Here is a 20751-nt window from a genome sequence, read left to right on the forward strand (position 1 = left end):
ATAGAATGCTGTTGACGCTTCTCGTCGATTCGTATTGCGCCGCTTGGTCTACGGAAAACGCCCAGCAACGACGGGCGCTGCTGTTACCGATCTGGAGCGACGGCGCAACGTATACGGACCCTACAGTCCACGCTACCGGCGCGGAAGAACTGCTAGCCCACATCGCAGGTATCCAGAGCGAGCATCCGGGGGCTCGCATTGTGCGGACCAGCAACGTGGATGTTCATCATGACGTCGCTCGCTTCGCGTGGAAGTTTGTGATGCCTGACGGATCGTCTTTACCCGAAGGCTTGGATATCGCCTTTCTCGATGCGGAGCAAAAACGCCTGACGCGCATCATTGGCTTCTTCGGTTCATTGAAGCCAGCTTGACGTCCGCATTTGGCGCCATCCGGTCATGATCGAGGTCACCTTCCAGCCCAATGCAGTCATTTTTGCCACGGAAGCTGAGTTTCAGAGAAGCTTTCGGCAAACCGAAGGGTAAGGCCTAACGAACTCGTCTTCGTTCGGAGATCGAAGTCAACATGGTTGGCGTCGAATTTCTTTTCCAGCACTATGCCGCTCAGGATACCGACGATTGATTTAGGCGTCTGTTCATCAGGCCTAATGCGATCGCGGTTGCCGGTCTGAACGGCCACCAGGAAGCGTCGATTAACCTCTGGATTGGCCTCAGGAACCACATTGCTCATCGAAGCGAGAGGTCATTCAAGGCGATGAATGTAGCATTGGCCAGCGGGGGCCTGATAGTCCCATCAAGGCGACAGAGCGACGGCTTGTGCGTGCCGCTCATGCCGCCGGCGAACCGCTTTCGCTAAGAAGCGGCAACGCCGGCGGCCTGATCGAAGGTTTTGTCGGCGGCCATTTTGCGCTCGTCTGAGAACGCGAAATGGCAACGCAATACTAATTTGCCGAAACCCTTCGAGCGAGAGCCATGACGTAGTCATCGGCGATATCGGCCAAGGTCAAGGCGACCTCCGGCTCATGCCAGCCCGCAGCAATTGCCCTTTGTACGAAGTCCCGAAATGCCGCTGCAAGGACCTCCTCGCGCTCGACGCTGCGGTACGGACTATCCGCAGCGTGCTGAGGCTTGCTGATCTGTATAGTCGGACGAGTGGATTCCATTGATACGCCCCCTTCATGGTTGCCTTACTGCATGGAGAGTACATTCGCCATGCACCCAGTCTCTTTTGCCTGTACTGCTATTGTGCTTCTTTTCTAATAGGTTACGCGGCAGGTGTCGTTAGCCACGCATCCTGAAACTTGCAGCAGCGTCCATTTCTGCAATCACCGTTCCGCGATCCAAGCCTTGCGGCCGAAGGGCCGCTCGCCATGCCGAACGCAATGGGTATGTGCAGCGAAATTGCGGCGTCACGGGTCGCCCGATGCTGATGATGATCAACCGGGATCAGCGACTATGGCCGAGCGCCTTCAACCATCTGTCGAAGGAATGAGCGCTCTCGGCCTCCGGCACCGGCGCGACAGCGTGTCCGAGATGGGGCGGAACGGCAACGTTCCGCGCCTCGCGCGGACTGTAGCCAAACTCCTTGCTGAATGCCCGGCTAAAGTGGGCAGCGGAAGAAAATCCGACCGTGAAGGCGATGTCCGCGATTTTCTGCCGGTTGGCGACGTCACTGAGCGCGGCATGAGCCGTCAGAAGCCGGCGGCGTTGAATATAGTGATGAACGCCGCCATCCGGCTCGAACACCTGATACAGGCGGGTACGCGAAACGCCCAGTTCCCGGCATAAACGATCCGTCGTGAGATCGGGCGACGTCAAATTGCGTTGGACGAAACGGCGTACACGCTCCATCAGGGCCAACGTGCTTTGCTGCTCCGGGAGAGTAAGATAAGCCGACGATGATGCAACACATCTCAAAATCATGTCACGCATCGTCTGGACCACGTAGGGAAGGTCTGCTGCGGTCAGGCGCGAAAGGTTCGTCTCGACTCCATCCAGATAGTCGATGAGCAGTTTGGTGTACGTCCCGGACAAGGAGATATTGTTCTTAATCTCAGCGGAAGCCGGAATATCGAGAAACAACTCGCGCGGCAGATAAACCGACAGGGTTTGCGCCTGGGTGGATCGGCCTCGAAAGGGCTCTGCCAAAGACCGCAGGTCCACTTTTCCCGGCTCACCTTCACAGACAAGCCCATGGACTTCGGTCCAGGTCCGACCGCTGCGCAAGACCGAAATATGCCAATGATCGATGAGGTTCGATCTTATCTTGGCCTCCGAGCGCATGTAGCTGTGGGGAGGTGTGCTTTGTTGGACGACCAACATCGCACCGAGATTCCATGCCATATGATCGGCTAAAAATTCTGCTTCAGGCTGTATATTATCTGCGCGTCGGATATCCATAAGAGGCGCCACATAGGCCTGCCAGGCGGTAAACTGATCTGCCGGTTCCAGATCGCGCGTTGAAAACTGCAGCGGCTCCAAGGCCGGCGGAGCCGGAGGTTCTTCATCAGTTACCTTCGTCCGTGGAAAACGGCGGCGCTCGGCCTGCACCGGCCCGGCTCCTTCGACCCGCGCGTCATTTTCAGTCTCAGCGGCGCCGGATGCGGGTGGCTCCTTGCGGTGAACATCTGACAATTTGGCCTCCAAATCGTGTCAGCCCAAAAATAGTCACCACGAAATCTTGTTTTCTCGCTGGATCTATCAAGGAGTGCGGAGAGCTCTGAGCACCCTTTCGCGCTCGCGGCTGCCAATCGACGATCCTTCGCCAGTCGTCCCAAACAGCGTGACGCTTGAGCAACCAGCCGCGAGACTGCGTCTGTCCTGCGCAATCATCGCATTCACTGCAATGTTACCCTCACAATCGAAAGCTGTCGCCAGCGCGACCGATAGCCAAAAAATGCAACGAAACGGTGTCCTCTATCTTGCTAACGTGTCAGTCGTGACTCGGCAAGCGGAATTTCACGAACTCCAACCGGTCATGGAGCGAGAGAGGAGCTGCATCAGGCGCTGGGCCGATCCCCAAAACCAGGCTTTCGATATCTCGGCTCGTGCCTCCTGTGGCGTGACGCCGATATCGCTCATATCGGCTCCAATCTCTCATGAGTTGATGCCTCCGGCAAATCCGGCGCGGTCCAGTCGGTTCGTATGGCTTGGGTAACACACCAATCTTTGCAGATGTGAACCACAGATCGAAAGACAGCGCTATCAACTGGCGCCTGGAAGACAACATGTTCGAAGTCCTCGAGGCGCAATACGAGAGAGTTCTAAATCTGAACCACCCGTTTTTGTTTTTCAAGGCTGGGATGTCGCAAGTTCCCGCGTCTAAGCCGTTGGCGTTGTTTAGCGGAAAACCAATGCCACGCCCGCTAGCGCGTCCTCGCATTTTTGGACCGGCATATCCTCCATCGGCGAAGATATTCCTGAGCCAAGGCCAGCGGATGAGGATGGTTTTGAGGACTGGATGTCGGCGTGCCTTGATCATTCAGTCTCTACGAGAGAATGCCAATGCGCACTTGGATGTGTGCAAAGTGCCCGGAGCGGGAACGCGGGTGAAGGCACTGTTTGCGCGGGACAACTCAGTCGATGATGAATGAACGCGCACCGGCGTAGGGTGAAAGAATGATTGCCGCCGCAAGGCCAACGATCGCTCTACGGATGCCGCAAACGAAACCGAAGCCCGTCACCGCCTCCGACGGCAGAATCGTGGCGCTGGTCACCGCCGACCATGAGTGTGCGGAATTCGATGCATCGCATCCTCGAAGATCACGACCAACAACCCTGCACGTCCGTCCGCTGGTCATCACTCCCTCATTCGATCAGCCGGATGGCACCGGGATTGTTGATCTCGTTGTTTGCCAATTCCGCCTTGCAATCCAGCTTAAACGTGCTGTTGCCGATCATGGTGATTTTCTGGGCGATGATGCGCACGCATTCGCCGGTCGTCGAGCCATTGCCGGCATACTCGATTTCCTCGGCCGCCGGCATGTAGATGATACCGTTGAGATGCGAGTTGCTGTTGCCGGTGATGACTGCGGAGGCGGTATTGTTGCGGTCGGCGACGATCGAGAAACCAGCCCATGTACCCGACGTCGGGGCGGTGACATTGAAGGTGGAGCCGCCATGAATGTCGATCTGGGCACCGTTCAGCAGAAAGAAGGTGACCTGATCGCCGGTGATGACCGACTGGCTTGCGAACTTCAGCGTGCCGCCGTCGATAAGGTAATTGCCGGGTTGTAGCTTCACATTGCCCTTGATTTCAAGGTCGTGGTAGGTCCCCGGCTTAAGCGTCACGGTATATCCATCGGGCACCTTATTCGGCGTCTTGCCCATACCGTTGCAGTCGCCATTGCCGCCGCCGTTGCCCACAAATGTCTGTCCGCATCCTCCCAGGTCCACCCAGAATCCGGCCTCCGGCATGGCTTTGCGCTTAAACGGGTCGCTGGCCGGTGACGTTCCCTCGCCCGCCTTGTCGCATTCGAGATCAATGCTGCTCGGCAAGGCGGAGACCTTGCCTGGTGTATAAAGGCATTCCGTCTTAAGGGTCCCCGACCCGCCTACATAGATGGCTTCGCTACTGCGCGAGTTTGCGGTGATCGTGCATCCCGATGTGTCGACCGTCGAACTGCCGCTCACTTCGAAGGCGCGATCGGCCGTGGGGTTGAGCGCCAAAATGCATGCCTCCTTGTCTGGCTGGCGAGCGGCGGCGCTGCGGCGTGAGATCGGGAACGATAACCGGGTCAAGAACACCGGTTGGTAGTTGAGGGCATAGTCGCCCGTCGCCATTACACCTTGCCCCGCCTGGGCATAGACGATGTGGAGGGATGGGAGTTCCGCCGGTGGCGTGGTTTCCTCGGTGCCCCGGAATAAGGCCAAATTGCCGAAGAACATTTCGTTTGCCAACTGGGTGGCTTCCTCCTCGCTGCTGCCTTCGCCGTAAAGCCGCACCGCTGCCAGCACGGCGGTGTCCAACGACTCCTGCAATTTGTCAGCCTCGAACCTGGCGTTGGTAAAGTCGACCGCGACGGAGGCCGCCCCTAGCAGCGGAACCATTGCCAGCGCAGTCATGACTGCGAAATTGCCACCTTGGTCGCGAAGAAATCGATTGGCATGCCGTTTGAGAAATTCACGCATCTCTGCGCCTCGGGTCCGTTTCAACCTATATGTACTTTATACATCAGTAATATATAGTTTATTACTCCATCTACTCGAATTGTAATTAACGCGAATACCACGCTCGCATTCAGTTGATCTGACAAGCCGCCCCGCCGCCGTCTCCCCTCGATTCCACGGCGCGGATCCCCGGGATCGTCATCAACAGCTTCGTCTCCTGGCTTTCCCGCGCCGCTACGAGCAACTGGCAATCAAGATCGGCCGCGCCTCAGGCGTCATTCCGATCCAACGGTTCCCTGACATTGCCATCAAACGCCCGACCTATTCCTTGGGGACGATAAGACCGAACGTCTTCATCAGGCCGCGGATCTGGTTGCTGAGCTCGATTGCGAGCTCCGACCAGCGTGCGTGTCAGCATGCTGTCGAACGCTTTCACCCGGGCCGCCTTGTAGAAGCCGGCTTCGATGTCACGTTTCAACCATCGCTCGACAGAGATCGGATCTTCACCCTCGCACAACTCGGCTTTGTTGACCGCCACGAGGCCATTCATTTCCTCGGGCCGCCGGGAACCGGCAAAAGCCATCTGGCAGTCGCGCTCGGCGTCGAAGCTGTCAAAGCCGGCAAAAGCGTCTACTTCTGCCCACTGGCCGATCTCATTGCGGCCCTGTTCAGAGCCGAACGCGAAGGACGGCTTCAAGAACGCATCCGCTTCTTCTGCAGGCCCAGTCTCCTGATCGTTGACGAGATCGGTTATCTCCCGGTCATCGCTGGCGGAGGCAACCTGTTCTTCCAGCTCGTCAACGCATGCTACGAGAAGGCGCAATGATCCTCACATCCAATCGCGGCTTTGCCGAATGGGGCGATGTTTTTGGAGATGCCGTGGTCGCCACAGCTTTGCTCGACAGACTTTTGCACCATGCCGTCGTCGTCCAAATCGAAAGATCAAGCTACAGGCTGCGCCAACATGCCGAATTGATGCCTGAACACGTGCGATCGAAGCTTGGATCACCCCGCCGTCCTTCGCTCCGCCGCAACGCCGACGCGGGAGACGCCGAAAAATACGCAATTCTCCACGTCGTCCGGAGCGGCATAATTGGGGAATTTTACTTCGGCACTTCTGCGGAAATTTCACCCGGCATTGACAGCATGATTTGCTGGTTGGTCAATTCTTCACCGCCTTGCCGCCCGCGTCCCCCAAAATAAAGCGGTATGCCACGTCCAAGTCACTCGACAATATTTATTAAGTATGTTTGAGTAGTCGTTGCTCGGCTAATCAGCTTTTTAGAAATGGCGATACTTGCATGACAAGAATTAGAGATGCGCTTATGACCGTTGAGACTTGGGCGCGTTACCCGGTGTCAGACTTAGAGGACATGGACGCCAACTTGCCGGGTCTTCGCGAGGCTTGGGAGATGGATCTAGTTCAGGAAGACAGTTCCGGCTTCGATGTCAGCATGAACTTCTCATTGACCCGCGCCGGTGTAGAGTTCCTTCACGGCCCTCAGCCTTCGTTGCTTGATCAAATATTGAAGTCTGCGAGAAGCCTGTTCGGTCATATCGTGGGGCATCCCATCGCTTGAACGAACGTCGTTTTGAACATACATTTATGTCCACTATCAATTGGATCGCGCTCGCCTCTCGAGGCCGCTCAAATACCGCTGGCTGAAATCCGTCCGCGATTCCACGTCCTCCTGCGTCAGATCCTTTTCATGACTCAAGCGCCAATTTTCGGCCTCCATCAAGTTTTGCTCGGCCAGGCCGCTGCAGCCATGCTGTCAGAGGGATCAATGAAGATCGATCGTTCCCCCCGCCAGCCGTCGGCCTCCTCCTCCCGCACCCCGCGTTCGGCCTCAGCTTTTGCGCAGCTCAAGGTTTAGGCTCTGACCTCGACCCGGCTTTGTTCCACGAAGTGTCAAAACCATGCCGCCGTCCCTTCGCACGATCGTCAGCCGCGCGGGTGGGTTGGGGCGAATACTCTCTGGCGTTTCGGTAAAAGAGAGCGAAAGCGTCTGGCCCTGGCGAGAGCCTGCGAGGTCTGCGATTGTGCCCATGCTCTCGCGAAACGAGCCAGAATAGCGCCCCGTTCCTGGATCGTATTGGATATCAATGCGCATCGATGTGCCAAATATGATCGCCGTTGAGCAGCGCCCATCCAGGAGAACTTGCCGCCCTTCACTATTGCCATTGAACCTGCATGTCAGCCTATGGCTCGAACCGCTGGCACGCTCCAGGCTGCCGGTTCCGGCAAACTGCCCGTCAAACGCACGAAGAAAGGCGATCTCGCGGCTGACAGCACTGGGCGCCGGCTGCGCCGTCGCTGTCGGCGCCGCCACGGCCAGAAGCAAGACCGGGGCAAATGCCTTGAGTGCTATGGCGCGATGAAACATCGGATTCCTCCAGTAAGCCGAAACGTCGGTCATCGAGCGGCGACGCTTGCTCCCATTCAATGTTTGCTCAGAGGTTGCACAAGTTGCAGCTGCTTCTGCAACGCCGGTGATATTTTCATCCGAACTGTGGGAGCGTGGCTCTTGTTCCAAGGGCGCGGGAGATCAATTGTCGCTTTCACGTCCGGCAAAGTACGTCGTCAGTTCAAAGCAGCAGTTCATACGTTGCAGCGGACGCATCGGGTCGAAACAGCTCACATGACACGTTCGAACGAACTCCGAACCTTTGCTTGTTAAGCTCGCCCCAAGTTCAAGAAGGCGGCACACGCTCGGCGCTTAAAGCTGCCTCACCGCCGGCGCAATGACCGCTGATTGGAACCGTGAGCGCTTTGCATGAAAGAATGAAACAGCAAACATCCAAACACGCCGCAGCCGTAAACATTCCGCTTCTGCTTGGCGGGCAGCGGAAAGACCCATGCGTTCATCAACTCAAAGTTGCTCTGTGTGTTTCAAACTATAACAGTAGGTATTGGTGGGCGGTCAACGCGAATGCTCTGTCCCTTGGGCGCTCGACTATCCTGGTGCCGGGTTCAATTCGGATTTGATTCCCGAGGCATCGAAGCAGATGCGGCCGTCTTCTTCAACTTCCGCAGAATCGGGCTCTTTTCTGCGGGATCTTCCTCATCATCGGGGTCACTCGTCGACCCGACCTCATCCATTCGGTGCGCTATCGCAAGCGCGTAAATGGTGTGCAAAACATTGCGATCCTTCACGTGAGGATCCGAAAGAGCAAGAAGCGAGGCGCGCACAATCTTCTTGCTGGTCGCTTTTGGACAGCGCCGCAGCACGAAATTGTAAAGCTCCTTACCGGAAAGACCTTCTGTGGCACCATCCAACAGCGCCTCGTAAACTCGTTTGCGTTTTTCGCTCACGGTTCCTCCTACCTCCAACGATCATCGCGGCAGCTTCTGTCGCAAAACTGTCATATACAATAAATCACCGCGCGCAATTCCAACGCGAACTCGCGCCTACGCCAGACGGCGTCGCCGCAGGCCGCGACAGCTGATCCAGGACCACAGCATTTGTTTCTTGGCGACCTTGAGCTGACCTAGTATTTCGACGGCACATAGAGCTCCGGCGGGAGGACCTTGCGTTCGTAGTCGGGATTGAACACCCGCTCGGGAAGCGTGATGTCTTCGTGCGGCACGTCTTCGTAGGGAATCTGCGTGAGCAGGTGGTCGATGCAGTTGAGGCGGGCGCGCTTCTTGTCGTTGCCCTCGACGATGTACCAGGGCGCCTCAGGGATGTTCGTGCGGGCGAAGGTCTCTTCCTTGGCCTTGGTATAGGCTTCCCACCGTACGCGTGATTGCAGGTCCATCGGCGACAGCTTCCATTGCTTCAGGGGATCGTGGATCCGAACGAGGAACCGCATCTGCTGTTCCTCGTCGGTGATCGAGAACCAGTACTTGACCAGGCGGATACCTGAGCGCACCAGCATACGCTCGAACTCGGGAACGTCGTCGAAGAACTGCTCCACCTGATCCTCGGTCGCAAACTCCATGACCCGCTCGACACCCGAGCGGTTATACCAGGACCGGTCGAAGAGCACGATCTCGCCGCCGGCCGGCAGATGCGGCACGTAGCGCTGGAAGTACCACTGAGTCTTCTCGCGATCTGATGGGGCCGGCAGCGCCACCACCCTGACGACGCGAGGGTTGAGGCGCTGGGTGATGCGCTTGATCACGCCGCCCTTGCCGGCCGAGTCGCGTCCCTCGAAGATCACCACGACCTTCTCCTTGTGGTACGAGACCCAATCCTGCAATTTGATCAGCTCGGCTTGCAGCGACAGCAGCGTGCGGAAGTAATCGATGCGTGGCATCGAGGGCGGATGCGACTTGCGATAAACCTTCCGGATTTCTTCCGACAGGGCCGGTTCCGAAAGTTCAAGTTCGTAATCCTCGTCAAGTGTATCGGCCAGTTCGGCTTGCAGCCAGTCAGGCATATCGAAATCGTCCTTCGACCTATTCATGTCGCTCTCCAACGTGCCGCCACATCATGCTGCAACGTTACCCTTATTCCATTACCGGATGAAGGGAATGTGAAGCAGTTCCGTCATGTTCAACGGCGATCCGGCAACAGGTCTTAAAAGACGCCGATTTGACGCCGCGGCATGCGCACGGCGTCAAATGCCCTTTATCCTGCCGGGCAAGCTGCGCCGGTTTCTACCCAGGCCTTGGTAAGCTTACCAAACTCGGCCTGCGTGCCCGAAACCGGTTCCCGGCCTTCGCCGGGGGTGCAGCCCCAATCCGTGCTCGACGATCTGGTTGAGGTCCTTGCCGCTGTTCCGCGCCGGGTCCTTCAACTGCTGACAGATTTTCGCCGAGCGATTTGCCGACCGAAGCCATTTCGATGGGCGGCCAGATGCCACGCCGGATTGCCGGGTAGCGCCTCAGGTCGCTCCCTTATCTATAGTAGACCATGCGCATGGGTAAGCGGGCCACAACTGCGGTTTGCCGCGCCGCCGAAATCAGACAGCTCCGGCCTAGTTTGATCGATCTTCCATATACAAGGATATTATTCCTCGAAGATCTTGCCGCTCCGTGATTCCAAGCGATAGCGATGACCGGGATAGACAAGTCTGGCGATCGAGACGACGTTTCTGCCCGACCATGTCCGCCGGCGGATCGTCAGGCAGGGTTCCGTTTTCAAGATCGTCAACAGCTTGCATTCCCAGGCTTGCGGCATCGCCGCTTCAACGACATGCTCGGACCCGCTGAGTGGTGCTGCCGCTGTTAAATAGGCGTTTGGCGTTACCGACGAGAAGTCCTGCTCAAGGTAATCGGGCGCAGCCGATGGATTGACGAAGCGGTCTTCTATTTGCACCGGCACGCCGTTTTCGCTGTGCACTATGAGCGAATGGAAGGCAGCGCCGCCAATGTCGAGTTCCAGCGCATCTGCCACTTCCGGGGAAGCAGCTTCTCTCGCGAGAACGATGACGTTCGCCTCATGCGTATGTCCGCGCTCGGCGATCTCATCAGCAATGTTGCGCACCTCAAATAGCGCCGAGTAGCCTTTTCGCTCGGCCACGAACGAACCGACCCCCTGGATCCGCACCAGCTCGCCTTCGCTGGCAAGCTCGCGCAGCGCACGATTGGCGGTCATTTTGCTGACGCCAAGTTCTTCAACGAGTTCGTTCTCGGAGGGCACGCGGTGCTTCGGCGGCCATTCGCCGCTGTGAATGCGGTCGAGGATCATCTGTTTGACGCCTGCATAAAGCGGTGCGGTGTCGTTTTCGGCAAGCTCGCGCTTCATTTCGCCGGGACGCTTCATTGCCCACTCCTTGTGCATCGATGGAATCTGCCCCAAAATCGACTTTTCATCTTGCATATCACGAAATCTCTCATATGGTACCCTATACAACCTCCTGATCGAACTATTCGGACAAAATCGATAACGACAGGCAAGCCGGCGCAGACCGGTTTCATGCGGCCACAAGGTCAATGACAACTTCAGAGGAGATTTCATACGATGAAATTCAGTGCCATTCTTCTTTCCAGCGCCTTCGCGCTGGCAACGTTCGCCGCTCCGGTCACCGCCAAGGACTGGAAGACGGCAACCATAACGCTCGAAGGCGCCTATGCGCCATGGAATCTGACCAATGCCGACGGCTCGCTCGGCGGCTTCGAACCGGAACTCGCCAAGATCCTTTGCGAACGCGCCAAGATCGAGTGCACGCTCGTCGCGTCCGATTGGGACGGGATGATTCCCGCGCTTAATGCCGGCAAGTTCGACGTCATCATGGATGCGCTGTCGATCACCGAGGAACGCAAGCAGATCATTGACTTCACGGTTCCCTATGCCGCGACACCAGCCGCCTTCGCGACAGCCAAGGATAGCCCCCTTTCCAATGCTGCAGCCACCGGCTCGACCATTAATATGACTCCCGGCCAGACCGGCGTGAAGGAGATCGAAGCTCTCAAGGAAGCCTTCAAGGGCAAGACGATCGGCATTCAGGCAGCAACCGTCTACGCCAAGTTTGTGTATGACAACTTCGGCGGCATCGCCGAAGTTCGGGAATACAAAACGGGTGCCGACCGCGACCTCGACCTGCAGAACGGCCGTATCGACCTCGGCTTCGATGATGCCGTCTATTTCAACAACGCGTTCCAAGCCGCAAATGGCGCGCTTGCCTTTACCGGTCCGGAGATCGCCGGCCCCATTTGGGGCGAAGGCGAAGGCCTCGGCCTGCGCAAGGCAGATACGGATCTGCGCGATAAGTTCAACGAGGCCATAAAGTCGGCCCTTGCCGATGGCACGGTCAAGGACCTTTCGATGAAGTGGTTCAAGGTCGACGTCAGCCCGCAGCAGTAAGCCTCCGGCTCCTGCCGAAACTTCCGGTCCCCGCTTTATCGCCGGGGACCGCATGTTATTCTGACAGCTGCCCTTCGAGCGGCAGTGCGGGGAACGGATATGGCGATACTGGAACTGATTGGCTTCGGCTCGACGGGATGGGGGGCACTGCTGCTGCTCGGTGCGTTGACGACGCTCGCCGTCACGGCGACCGCACTCGCAATCGGGGCGGTCCTAGGGACGATGGTCGCGGGCGCCAAGTTATCCGGCAATTGGCTGCTTGTCGCCATCGGCAATCTCTACACGACGATTTTTCGCGGCGTTCCCGAACTACTGATGCATCTATCTGATCTATTTCGGCGGATCATCGGCGGTGACTGCGATCGGTGCGGCAATGGGCTATGAGGGTTTTCTCGGCTTGCCTTCCTTTGCCGCCGGCGCGCTTGCGGTCGGCATCATTTCCGGCGCGTATCAGGCAGAGGTCTTCCGCGGCGCCTATCTTGCGATTTCCGAAGGCGAACTCGAGGCTGCATCTGCGGTCGGCATGCATCGCGGCTTGCGCTTCCGGCGCATCATCATGCCGCAGGTCCTGCGCTTTGCCATTCCCGGTCTCGGCAATGTCTGGCAGCTGAGCCTCAAGGACTCGGCGCTGGTTTCGGTGACGGGTCTTGCGGAATTGATGCGAACCAGCCAGGTCGCGGCCGGCTCTACCCGGCAATACCTCCTCTTTTTCATCGTCGGCGGCGCGCTCTATCTTATCCTGACCAGTCTTTCCGACCGGGTGTTCAACGGGGCCGAGCGGCGAACCAACCGCAGTATGCCCGCAGCCGCGCTGGGCCGGGCCTGAGGGACGATCATGGATTTCTCCTTCCTGTCGCAAACCATGATCACGCTGCTGAAGGCCGTGCCGATGACGCTGGCGCTGTTTTCCGCGTCGATCTTCTTCGGAGGCATTCTGGCGCTCCTGATCGTCTGGATGCGCGTTGGCGGCAACCCGCTCCTTTCGGCGATTGCCAAGGGCTACGTCTTTGTCTTCCGCGGCTCGCCGCTGCTAATCCAGATGTTCCTGGTCTTCTACGGTCTCAGCCAATTCGGCTTCATCCGCTATTCCTTCCTCTGGCCTTTTCTGCGAGAGCCTTTCGTCTGTGCCGTCCTGTCACTGGCGCTCTGCACGGCCGGCTATACGGCGGAAATCTTCCGCGGCGGTATCCGTGCGATCTCTCCGCGGGAGATTGAGGCCGCCCGCTCGATCGGAATGTCTGGCTTTTTGCTGATGCGTCGCATCCTGGCGCCGATCGCCTTCCGGCACGCCCTGCCTGCCTATTCGACCGAGATCGTCCTGATGATGAAATCGACGGCGCTCGCAAGCCTCGTCACGGTTTGGGAAGTGACGGGCGTGGCCCAGCGGCTTATCTCGCAGACTTACCGCACAATGGAAGTCTTCCTCTGTGCCGCCGTCATCTATCTTGTTCTCAACTTCATCATCCTTCAGGGCATGGCCCTGCTCGAATACTCGCTTTCCCGACATCGCCGCGCCGCCCCAGCGCCGCTGAAGGCGTAAGATCAGACTGAACCCGATTGGAGCCTTCATGCCCGCCGTAACCCGACTTTCGGTCCGCAACATCCGCAAGAGCTTCGGCACCCACGAAGTCTTGCGCGGCATTTCCCTTGATGCTCAGGACGGCGATGTAATCTCGCTACTCGGAGCCTCAGGCTCCGGCAAGTCGACGTTCCTGCGATGCATTAATCTTCTGGAGACCGCCACGAGTGGCGAAATCTGGGTCGATGGCGAAGAGATCCGGATGGTTCACAAGAACGGCAGAAGCAAGCCGGCGAGCCAAAAGCAGATCGATCACATTCGTTCTGAACTCGGGATGGTTTTCCAGCAATTCAACCTCTGGTCTCATATGACCATCCTGCAAAATATCATTGAAGGTCCGGTGCATGTCCTCAAGCGGCCACGGGCGGAATGCATCGCCGAAGCCGAAGCGCTGCTCGAAAAGGTTGGTATCGCCGACAAGCGGCATGCCTATCCGGCGCATCTTTCCGGCGGCCAGCAGCAGCGTGCAGCGATCGCTCGTGCGCTTGCGATGAAACCGAAAGTGATGCTTTTCGACGAGCCGACCTCCGCTCTCGATCCGGAACTCGTCGGCGAGGTGCTGCGCGTCATGCGCGCGCTTGCCGAGGAGGGCATGACAATGCTCGTTGTCACTCATGAAATGAGCTTTGCGCGCAACGTCTCCAATCGAGTGATCTTCATGCGCGAAGGTCTCGTGGAAAGCAGCGGCCCGCCGGAGGACATGTTCGGTGCCGGTGCATCGCCCGCCTTCCGCCAGTTCATCGGTCATTTCGGAAGCGGACAATGACCGTTACGATCGAAGATATCATTGGCTGGCGCGATATCGCCCGGGTAGGCGAAGGGGAGGCACTGGCGCTGTCACCGGCTGCGACGCAGCGCGTCGTGCACGCGGCCCTGATCGTCGCGCGTATCGTTGAAAGCGGCGTGCGCGCCTACGGCATCAATACCGGCGTCGGCGCTCTGTCGGATACGATCGTCGATCGTGCTTCGCAAAGCCGCCTGTCGCGCAATATCATATTGAGCCATGCCTGCGGTGTCGGTCCGCTCTTGGCGCCGCGCGAAGTGCGGGCGATCATTGCCGCCCAGGTCGCCAATTTTGCACATGGCCATTCGGGCGTACGGCCAGAGATCGTCAGCCATTTGATTGCCTTTCTGGAGAGGGATTGCATTCCCGATATGCCGTCGAAGGGCTCTGCCGGCTATCTCACCCATAACGCCCACTGCGCTCTCGTCCTGATCGGGGAGGGAGCTGCCTGCGTCGCCGGCCGGCCGATGAATGGCCGCGAAGCGTTGGCCGCGATCGGTCTTACACCGCTCGCCCTGGAGGCAAAGGAGGGGCTGAGCCTCGTCAACGGCACTGCCTGCGCAACCGGGCTTGCGAGTATTGCCCTTTCGCGTGCAGCCCGGCTGCTCGACTGGGCTGACGCGGCGGCCGCCCTCACCCTGGAAGCTGCCGGCTGCCAGATCGCAGCGTTCGATCAGGCGGTGCTTGCGCTGCGCCCTTCAAAGGGTATCGCGACGGTGGGCGCATCCCTGCGTCATCGGCTTTCAGGCAGCGGACTTGTCGCCGCCGCGCTTGGAACGCGTACGCAGGATGCGCTCAGCCTCCGTGCAGTACCACAGGCGCACGGTGCTGCACGCGATGTATTCGAACAGTCAGCCGAGATCGTCGAACAGGAACTTGCCTCCGTGACCGACAATCCCGCGATCTCGGGCACGCCAGAAAATCCGACTGTCTCGTCGCAAGCGCATGCAGTTGCTCCGGCGCTTGCACAGGCGGCCGATAGCCTTGCGGTCGCGATTGCCCAGATCGGCGCAATGAGCGAGCGGCGGACGGACCGGCTTGTCAATCCGCTTGTCAGCGGCCTGCCGCCCTTTCTGGCAAGTGACGCCGGCAGCAATTCTGGCTTCATGATCGCCCAATATACGGCCGCGGCATTGAGCAATGAGAACCGCCGCCTCGCCGCCCCGGCCTCGACGGATGGCGGACTGACATCCGCTCTGCAGGAGGATTTCCTCGCACATCCGACGGCCGCCGCAAACAAGCTCCTCGTCGTGATCGACAACGCCGAATACATTCTGGCGATTGAATTGATGGCGGCAGCCCAAGCCCATGATTTTCTCGGTGAGACCGCTCCGCGGGCCAGAGGAACGGAGCAAATCCGAAAAATCGTTCGTGCGCAGGTGCCGCACTATGCCGATGACCGGCCGCTTGCCGGCGACATGGAGGCACTGCGGGCTTTGCTTCGCGATGGCCCGCCGCCGGCGATAATCTGAAGAGGTTGCCATGACAGCTCAATTCGACGTCGCCGTCATCGGCCTCGGTGCCATGGGGAGCGCAGCACTTGCCTTCCTCGCCGCCCGGGGTGTCAAGGCGATCGGAATCGACTCGTATTTTCCCGCGCACGCGATGAGTTCGTCGCATGGTGACAGCCGATTGATCCGGCTTGGCTATTTCGAGGATCCATCCTATGTGCCGCTTCTCCAGCGCGCCTATCGCAACTGGAGAGCGCTCGAAGCAAGATTACGGGCCGATATTCTGACAATCACCGGCGTTCTCCAGATCGGCTCGCCGCAAAGCAAGATCGTGAGCGGCACGCGCGCCTCGTGCAGGCTGCATGGCCTTGCCCACGAAGAGCTCGACGCGGCGGAAACGGCGCGCCGCTTCCCTGCGTTTCAGCTGGATGATGACGAGGTTGCGATTTTCGATCCGCAAGGCGGATATCTGCGGCCGGAAGCTGCTGTAATGGGATACATCAAGCTTGCAGCCGAAAGCGGAGCAACCATCCATTTTGGCGAGAGGGTTGCAGCAATCGATCCGGATGACGCAGGCGTCACCATTGTTTCCACGAGCGGCCGCTACCACGCCAAAAAGGTAGTCATCGCGACCGGAGCTTGGATTGCGGAGCTTGTGCCGCTTTTGAAATCGCACGCGACCCCGATCCGCCAGGTTGTTGCCTGGTATCAGCCGAAAGACAGCTTTGCGACCGAGCCGCAGCGCATGCCGTGCTTTCTTCGCGACGAAGGCCCGGACGGCTCCTATTTCGGCTTCCCCGCGATTGGTATCGACGGCGTCAAAGTCGGCCGGCACGCCCATTTCCGCGAGCCTGTTGATCCCAACGAGCCCAATCCGCCGGTCAACGACAAGGATACGGCACTGCTCGACGGCTTTATCTCCAGACGCCTGCCGGCGGCCGCAGGTCGTCGGGTTCAAGCAACGACCTGCCGCTATACGATGCTGCCGAGCGAAGATTTTCTGCTCGACCTGATGCCCGGACAGCCAAACATCGTCGTCGCGTCCCCCTGCTCCGGCCATGGTTTCAAATTCACGAGCGTTGTGGGCGAAATTCTATCTGACCTCGCGCTTGACGGTGGTACGGATCTGCCAATCGCGGCCTTTTCTTTCGAAGCATTGGACAGATTTGCGCCGCTATCGAAGCGAGAAGCGCCATCCGCCAGCCAGATCGGAACGTCAACAACCTGTGCAGAAGCGCCAGAGAGATAACCAACACGGCCCATCGGAGAGACGTTCAAAACCTGATGGCCGGGTATTCGTCGAAAGTGATCGTTTGATTGCTTTCCTGTCCGCGGAACTTTGCCTTTTAGCTTCTATTTCCTTCCTGGTTGAGATTTGGTAGTGCGCTCCGGAGGTCTGGTGAAGATCGCAACCTACAACGTCAATGGTATCAATGGTCGCCTTGACATCCTCCTTCGATGGCTGAAGGAAGACAAGCCCGACGTCGTCTGCCTTCAAGAGCTGAAGACCGAAGACGCAAGGTTTCCGCGGAGAGAAATCGAACGGGCCGGCTACGGCGCGGTCTGGCATGGGCAGAGGAGTTGGAATGGCGTCGCGATCCTTTCGAAAGGCTCGATGCCTGTCCTGACACGACGCGGTCTCCCCAGCGATCCGGACGACACCCATAGCCGCTACATCGAAGCCGCGATCAACGGTGTTTTGATCGGGTCCTTGTATCTTCCGAATGGAAACCCTGCGCCTGGTCCGAAGTTCGACTACAAGCTTCGGTGGTTCCAACGTCTCCATGAGTACGCGGCCGAGCTGCTTGAACTTGAGGTCCCCACCCTCCTCGTCGGCGACTTCAACGTCATGCCGACGGAGATCGACGTTTACAAGCCGGAACGCTGGCTCGACGACGCGCTCTTTCGGCCGGAAGTCCGGAAGGCCTATGCTGATCTCGTGGCGCAGGGATGGACGGATGCCGTGCGCCATCTTCATCCTGGCGAGCGCATTTACACCTTCTGGAAATACTGGCGGAGCTCCTTCGAGCGCGACGCCGGGCTGCGGCTCGACCACTTCCTGCTCAGCCCGGTCGTCGCTCCATGGCTCAAGTCGGCGAACGTCCGGAGGGAGCCGAGGAGCTGGGCGCATACGAGCGACCACGCTCCCGTTATGATCGAACTCGATGTTCCCAAGCCGGAGGACGACGGACCAACCGTCAGTCTTTCTTGAAAGCCTTGACGATCTCGGTGCGGTAGGCGTCACCCTTGAGCCCACTTGCGGCGAGCTTCTGCGAAAGCACCTTGGATGCCGTACTCATCTTCAACCCTTCGACCAGGGCGAATTTCGCGGCTTTCTTGCCGCCGATCGGGTGCGTCACGAACTTGCCTGTTCCGTCCGAACGGGATGTTTTCGTCTCTGTGGTCATGACTCACCTTACCATCTCCGCCGAGCGGTTGCCTGCTGCTTTATGACAAAGCCCGCTGGACTAAGATCGGGGTCGGTTGGCAGAACGGCGACAGCGACAACCTCAATCTCATCATCAACTATACCCCGCTGGTCGCAGGCCGCATGGTTGCCCGCAAGATCAAGACGCAGGAGACCGACGCGGGCTTTGCATCCCGATGGACCGGGAGGGAGAACGCAAGGTACCAGGGGAGAAGCTGCCGAAAGAACCCGGCGCATTGGCGGCGTCCGTCGTCAAGGAACTGTCGGCGCATCGCACTGCCACCATTCAGGCGGGTCTCATACTAAACGCGGCCATTGCTCTGGCGGCAACGGTCCATTCGCTTGCCCTACCCCCATTCGGCGGTCATTCCACCAACACCTGCCTCAGCCAAAGGAGACGGCTGCACGCTATGTCATGGAGGCGTTGGCAGGAACTAACTGGCTTCCCTTGGTTCTCCGGGAGAAGGACGTAGTCGGGCAAACTAAAGAAGGCGATCTCCAAGGCAGCGTAGTCATCAAAACCGACGGGTCATCGGCAACGATGGCTCTTTTTTGGGGCCGAGATTTAGCCGCCTGATTGGCGTTTTAACGGGCATATTTTACGAGAATCGTACAAAAGAGCGACCATGACCATCAGCGATATCTGCTTCAAACATGCCTCGCAGCGCTCCACACGGACTGATGCAATTTCGAGCAATCCACGCGCCGTCAATGGGCTACGTACAAGTGACAAGGAACATTCGGCTTGCCTTTGACCTGCCCCTTTTCTCTACGCCCGAGACGCCCGCAACTTCCGGCGGGCCGAAAACATGCCCCCGCTTAGGAAGCAGGCGTTGCATGTTCGTAGAGCTGGTCCATGCTTAACGTCGCGATTTCGGCAAACGGGGTCTGATGCCTGACGCGGCCGCCATCAAGGATCACGATGTCGTCGCAAAATGAAATCGTGCTGCGGTGATGGCTGATGACGATCGTCGCACGACGACCGGCTCTGGATTTCAAGGTCTCCACGATCGCTGCTTCGGACAATCCGTCCATGGCATTCGTGGCCTCGTCCAGGATGAGGATTTCCGGATCGCGCACCAGTGCCCTTGCCAGCGCAATCCGCTGCCGTTGGCCAGCTGAAAGACTGGCCCCCCTATAGCCGACGATCGTCTCATATCCGTCAGGAAGCTTCTCGATGAACTCGTGCGCCTCAGCAAGCTTGGCTGCGCTCTCCGCTTCGGCCAAAGAGGCATTGTGACCATATGTGATATTCTCAAGGATAGTACCGTCGATCAGCTCAAGGTCCTGGCTGGCGAGCGCAATTTTCCGCCGCCATAGGACTGGGTCGATTTGATTAAGAGAGGTGCCGTCGATCAGAACGTCCCCTTCATCGGGCTCCACAAATCGGCACAGAAGATTGACGATCGTGGTTTTTCCAGCGCCAGAGCGTCCGATAATGGCCGTCGAGCGACCTTGGCGAATTTCGAAAGTCGCAGCGCGCAGCACCACGGCTCGCGAGCCAGAACCCGGATATTTGAAGGTCACGCGATCAAATTTGATCTGCTGTAGAGGGGCATGAAGCTGGCCGCCCCCTGCTGGCGGCGCCGGCTTGTCGGATGAATCCAGAAGCCATCTGACCTCCTCCAAAGAGCCGCTCCAGCTTTGCACCTGGCTCCACGCCATTTGCAGTGAACGTACATGTGGCTGCAGCCGATAGAGCAGCACCACGAAAGCAACGATAATCGGGAAACTCACGCCCCAAAGCCAGGCGCTGACGACGACGGCTAAAAAAAGGCCCGAATGCAGCGCCTCGGTCAGCGGCGGCAGTACGGCCTGGCGGGACTGTAGAACGAAACCTGATTTTCGTACGGCATCTGAAGCAGAATCAAAGACTGCTCTCTCGCGCTGCTCCTGTCCGAATGCACGAATGAGCCGTCCGGCGTGTACCAGATGAAGCATCCTGGCGGCGAGCTCGCTGTTGAACGACGTGACACTGCGGCTCGGGGCTTTCAGGCTGGCTGACAAGATCGCGTGAAGGGCTTGGATCAGAACAAGCCCCAGCGCAACGCACAGCGTCATCTGCCATGAAAGAAGCAGGAGAAAGGCGAGCAGAATGATGACGGCCGAAGCATAGACGATCGAAGCGAGCATGGTCTGGATTGCATCCGAAGCGCGCCAGGATTCGTTGGAGATGATATTGAGCAGTCGCCCAGGACTTTCCTGGAGGAAAAACGGGTATCCGATTGTCAGAAGCTGACCGGCAAGAGAGCTGCGGAGCGCGTGGCCCGCTTTGCCGTAGATGAAACCGGCAAGCACGGCGTTGGCAAACGCCAGCACATTCTTCAGAGTGATCAGTCCAAGGATGGCGGCAGCAATTGCAATCAGTCTTGTGCGGTCGTCCAAACCGGCACCCACTTGCTGGAAGACCGCCGAGAGCCCGGCCATCCCCGAAGGATCCTTTTCGCCGGCAATGATGCCGAGCATCGGAATGATAAGACCAATGCCCGTGCCTTCAAGGACAGCGCTGCCTAGCCCAAGAGCGACGACAACCGCAACGAGGCCGATCTTGTTGCCCAGCGCCTGGCGCAATAGCCGAAAACTCGACGCAATGAATTCTAGCATGGCGGTTGTGACCTCGGCAGACGAGTTCTACAGTCGGGCAGGGTTACCTCTAACAGCGCCTGTCCTACGAAGATGACAAGAGG

At 58.4% G+C, this 20751-nt stretch carries 19 protein-coding genes and 5 pseudogenes; 10 read left to right on the forward strand and 14 right to left on the reverse strand.

Features of this window, described 5'->3' with window-relative positions; all coding sequences use genetic code 11:
* The first annotated feature begins 5 nt into the window (after positions 1 to 5).
* Complete coding sequence (locus ACZ9BX_RS34255) at positions 6 to 371, forward strand: hypothetical protein (RefSeq protein ID WP_476222822.1); 366 nt, start codon at positions 6 to 8, stop codon at positions 369 to 371.
* 56 nt (positions 372 to 427) lie between these two features.
* Here ACZ9BX_RS34255 and ACZ9BX_RS34260 read toward each other — a convergent pair whose 3' ends face one another.
* The 7 genes and pseudogenes from ACZ9BX_RS34260 to ACZ9BX_RS34290 all read right to left on the reverse strand — a co-directional run.
* Positions 428 to 688: a hypothetical protein gene (locus ACZ9BX_RS34260; RefSeq protein ID WP_476222823.1), complete on the reverse strand. Its 261-nt coding sequence runs from the start codon at positions 686 to 688 to the stop codon at positions 428 to 430.
* 211 nt (positions 689 to 899) lie between these two features.
* Positions 900 to 1121 carry a hypothetical protein gene (locus tag ACZ9BX_RS34265; RefSeq protein ID WP_476222824.1) on the reverse strand — a complete coding sequence of 74 codons (222 nt, stop codon included), beginning with the start codon at positions 1119 to 1121 and terminating at the stop codon, positions 900 to 902.
* A 283-nt stretch (positions 1122 to 1404) separates the two neighbouring features.
* Positions 1405 to 2508 (reverse strand): helix-turn-helix domain-containing protein, encoded by a 1104-nt coding sequence (locus ACZ9BX_RS34270; protein WP_476223122.1) that lies wholly within the window; start codon positions 2506 to 2508, stop codon positions 1405 to 1407.
* Positions 2509 to 2670: 162 nt separating this feature from the next.
* A pseudogene (locus ACZ9BX_RS34275) lies at positions 2671 to 2856 on the reverse strand (dihydrodipicolinate synthase family protein); the annotation flags it as partial.
* A gap of 677 nt (positions 2857 to 3533) precedes the next feature.
* Positions 3534 to 3674, reverse strand: a complete 141-nt coding sequence (locus ACZ9BX_RS34280; RefSeq protein WP_476222825.1) for a hypothetical protein — start codon at positions 3672 to 3674, stop codon at positions 3534 to 3536.
* A 91-nt stretch (positions 3675 to 3765) separates the two neighbouring features.
* Positions 3766 to 5088: a TadE/TadG family type IV pilus assembly protein gene (locus ACZ9BX_RS34285; RefSeq protein ID WP_476222826.1), complete on the reverse strand. Its 1323-nt coding sequence runs from the start codon at positions 5086 to 5088 to the stop codon at positions 3766 to 3768.
* Between the two features lie 154 nt (positions 5089 to 5242).
* Positions 5243 to 5530: pseudogene (locus ACZ9BX_RS34290) on the reverse strand (IS110 family transposase); the annotation flags it as partial.
* Here ACZ9BX_RS34290 and istB point away from each other — a divergent pair.
* Together istB and ACZ9BX_RS34300 are read left to right on the forward strand one after the other, a co-directional pair.
* Positions 5522 to 6160, forward strand: a pseudogene (gene istB, locus ACZ9BX_RS34295) (IS21-like element helper ATPase IstB); the annotation flags it as partial. The pseudogenes ACZ9BX_RS34290 and istB overlap by 9 nt on opposite strands.
* 232 nt (positions 6161 to 6392) lie before the next feature.
* Positions 6393 to 6647 (forward strand): hypothetical protein, encoded by a 255-nt coding sequence (locus tag ACZ9BX_RS34300; protein WP_132568609.1) that lies wholly within the window; start codon positions 6393 to 6395, stop codon positions 6645 to 6647.
* 270 nt (positions 6648 to 6917) lie between these two features.
* On the opposite strand, the gene ACZ9BX_RS34305 is transcribed toward ACZ9BX_RS34300, so the two are convergent.
* The 5 genes and pseudogenes from ACZ9BX_RS34305 to hutC form a co-directional block, all read right to left on the reverse strand.
* Positions 6918 to 7454, reverse strand: coding sequence for a hypothetical protein (locus tag ACZ9BX_RS34305; protein ID WP_476222827.1), 537 nt, complete (start codon positions 7452 to 7454; stop codon positions 6918 to 6920).
* Positions 7455 to 8041: 587 nt separating this feature from the next.
* Positions 8042 to 8383, reverse strand: coding sequence for a hypothetical protein (locus ACZ9BX_RS34310; protein ID WP_476222828.1), 342 nt, complete (start codon positions 8381 to 8383; stop codon positions 8042 to 8044).
* A 176-nt stretch (positions 8384 to 8559) separates the two neighbouring features.
* The gene (gene ppk2, locus ACZ9BX_RS34315) at positions 8560 to 9480 is read right to left on the reverse strand and encodes a polyphosphate kinase 2 (protein ID WP_476222829.1); all 921 of its coding nucleotides are present in this window, start codon (positions 9478 to 9480) and stop codon (positions 8560 to 8562) included.
* Between the two features lie 164 nt (positions 9481 to 9644).
* A pseudogene (locus tag ACZ9BX_RS34320) lies at positions 9645 to 9902 on the reverse strand (Isoquinoline 1-oxidoreductase subunit); the annotation flags it as partial.
* Between the two features lie 123 nt (positions 9903 to 10025).
* A complete protein-coding gene (hutC, locus tag ACZ9BX_RS34325; RefSeq protein ID WP_476222830.1) occupies positions 10026 to 10781 on the reverse strand; it encodes a histidine utilization repressor in 756 nt (251 codons plus the stop codon).
* 198 nt (positions 10782 to 10979) lie between these two features.
* Here hutC and ACZ9BX_RS34330 point away from each other — a divergent pair, with 198 nt between their 5' ends.
* The 7 genes and pseudogenes from ACZ9BX_RS34330 to xth all read left to right on the forward strand — a co-directional run bounded on the left by ACZ9BX_RS34330 (position 10980) and on the right by xth (position 17848).
* The gene (locus tag ACZ9BX_RS34330) at positions 10980 to 11822 is read left to right on the forward strand and encodes a transporter substrate-binding domain-containing protein (RefSeq protein WP_476222831.1); all 843 of its coding nucleotides are present in this window, start codon (positions 10980 to 10982) and stop codon (positions 11820 to 11822) included.
* 99 nt (positions 11823 to 11921) lie between these two features.
* Positions 11922 to 12648, forward strand: a pseudogene (locus ACZ9BX_RS34335) (ABC transporter permease).
* Between the two features lie 9 nt (positions 12649 to 12657).
* Complete coding sequence (locus ACZ9BX_RS34340) at positions 12658 to 13362, forward strand: ABC transporter permease (protein ID WP_476222832.1); 705 nt, start codon at positions 12658 to 12660, stop codon at positions 13360 to 13362.
* 28 nt (positions 13363 to 13390) lie between these two features.
* The gene (locus ACZ9BX_RS34345) at positions 13391 to 14167 is read left to right on the forward strand and encodes an ABC transporter ATP-binding protein (protein ID WP_476222833.1); all 777 of its coding nucleotides are present in this window, start codon (positions 13391 to 13393) and stop codon (positions 14165 to 14167) included.
* A complete protein-coding gene (locus ACZ9BX_RS34350; protein ID WP_476222834.1) occupies positions 14164 to 15657 on the forward strand; it encodes an HAL/PAL/TAL family ammonia-lyase in 1494 nt (497 codons plus the stop codon). Before ACZ9BX_RS34345 ends, ACZ9BX_RS34350 begins: the two co-directional genes overlap by 4 nt.
* Positions 15658 to 15667: 10 nt before the next feature.
* Positions 15668 to 16885 (forward strand): N-methyl-L-tryptophan oxidase, encoded by a 1218-nt coding sequence (gene solA, locus ACZ9BX_RS34355; RefSeq protein ID WP_476222835.1) that lies wholly within the window; start codon positions 15668 to 15670, stop codon positions 16883 to 16885.
* Between the two features lie 150 nt (positions 16886 to 17035).
* Positions 17036 to 17848: an exodeoxyribonuclease III gene (gene xth, locus ACZ9BX_RS34360; RefSeq protein WP_476222836.1), complete on the forward strand. Its 813-nt coding sequence runs from the start codon at positions 17036 to 17038 to the stop codon at positions 17846 to 17848.
* Here the strand turns inward: xth and ACZ9BX_RS34365 are convergent.
* Together ACZ9BX_RS34365 and ACZ9BX_RS34370 are read right to left on the reverse strand one after the other, a co-directional pair.
* Positions 17835 to 18044, reverse strand: coding sequence for a hypothetical protein (locus ACZ9BX_RS34365; protein WP_476222837.1), 210 nt, complete (start codon positions 18042 to 18044; stop codon positions 17835 to 17837). The two genes, xth and ACZ9BX_RS34365, sit on opposite strands and share 14 nt — an antisense overlap.
* Positions 18045 to 18883: 839 nt before the next feature.
* Positions 18884 to 20668 carry an ABC transporter ATP-binding protein gene (locus tag ACZ9BX_RS34370; RefSeq protein ID WP_476222838.1) on the reverse strand — a complete coding sequence of 595 codons (1785 nt, stop codon included), beginning with the start codon at positions 20666 to 20668 and terminating at the stop codon, positions 18884 to 18886.
* Between the last annotated feature and the right edge of the window lie 83 nt (positions 20669 to 20751).

It is taken from the genome of Rhizobium sp. USDA 3886 (assembly GCF_056279785.1).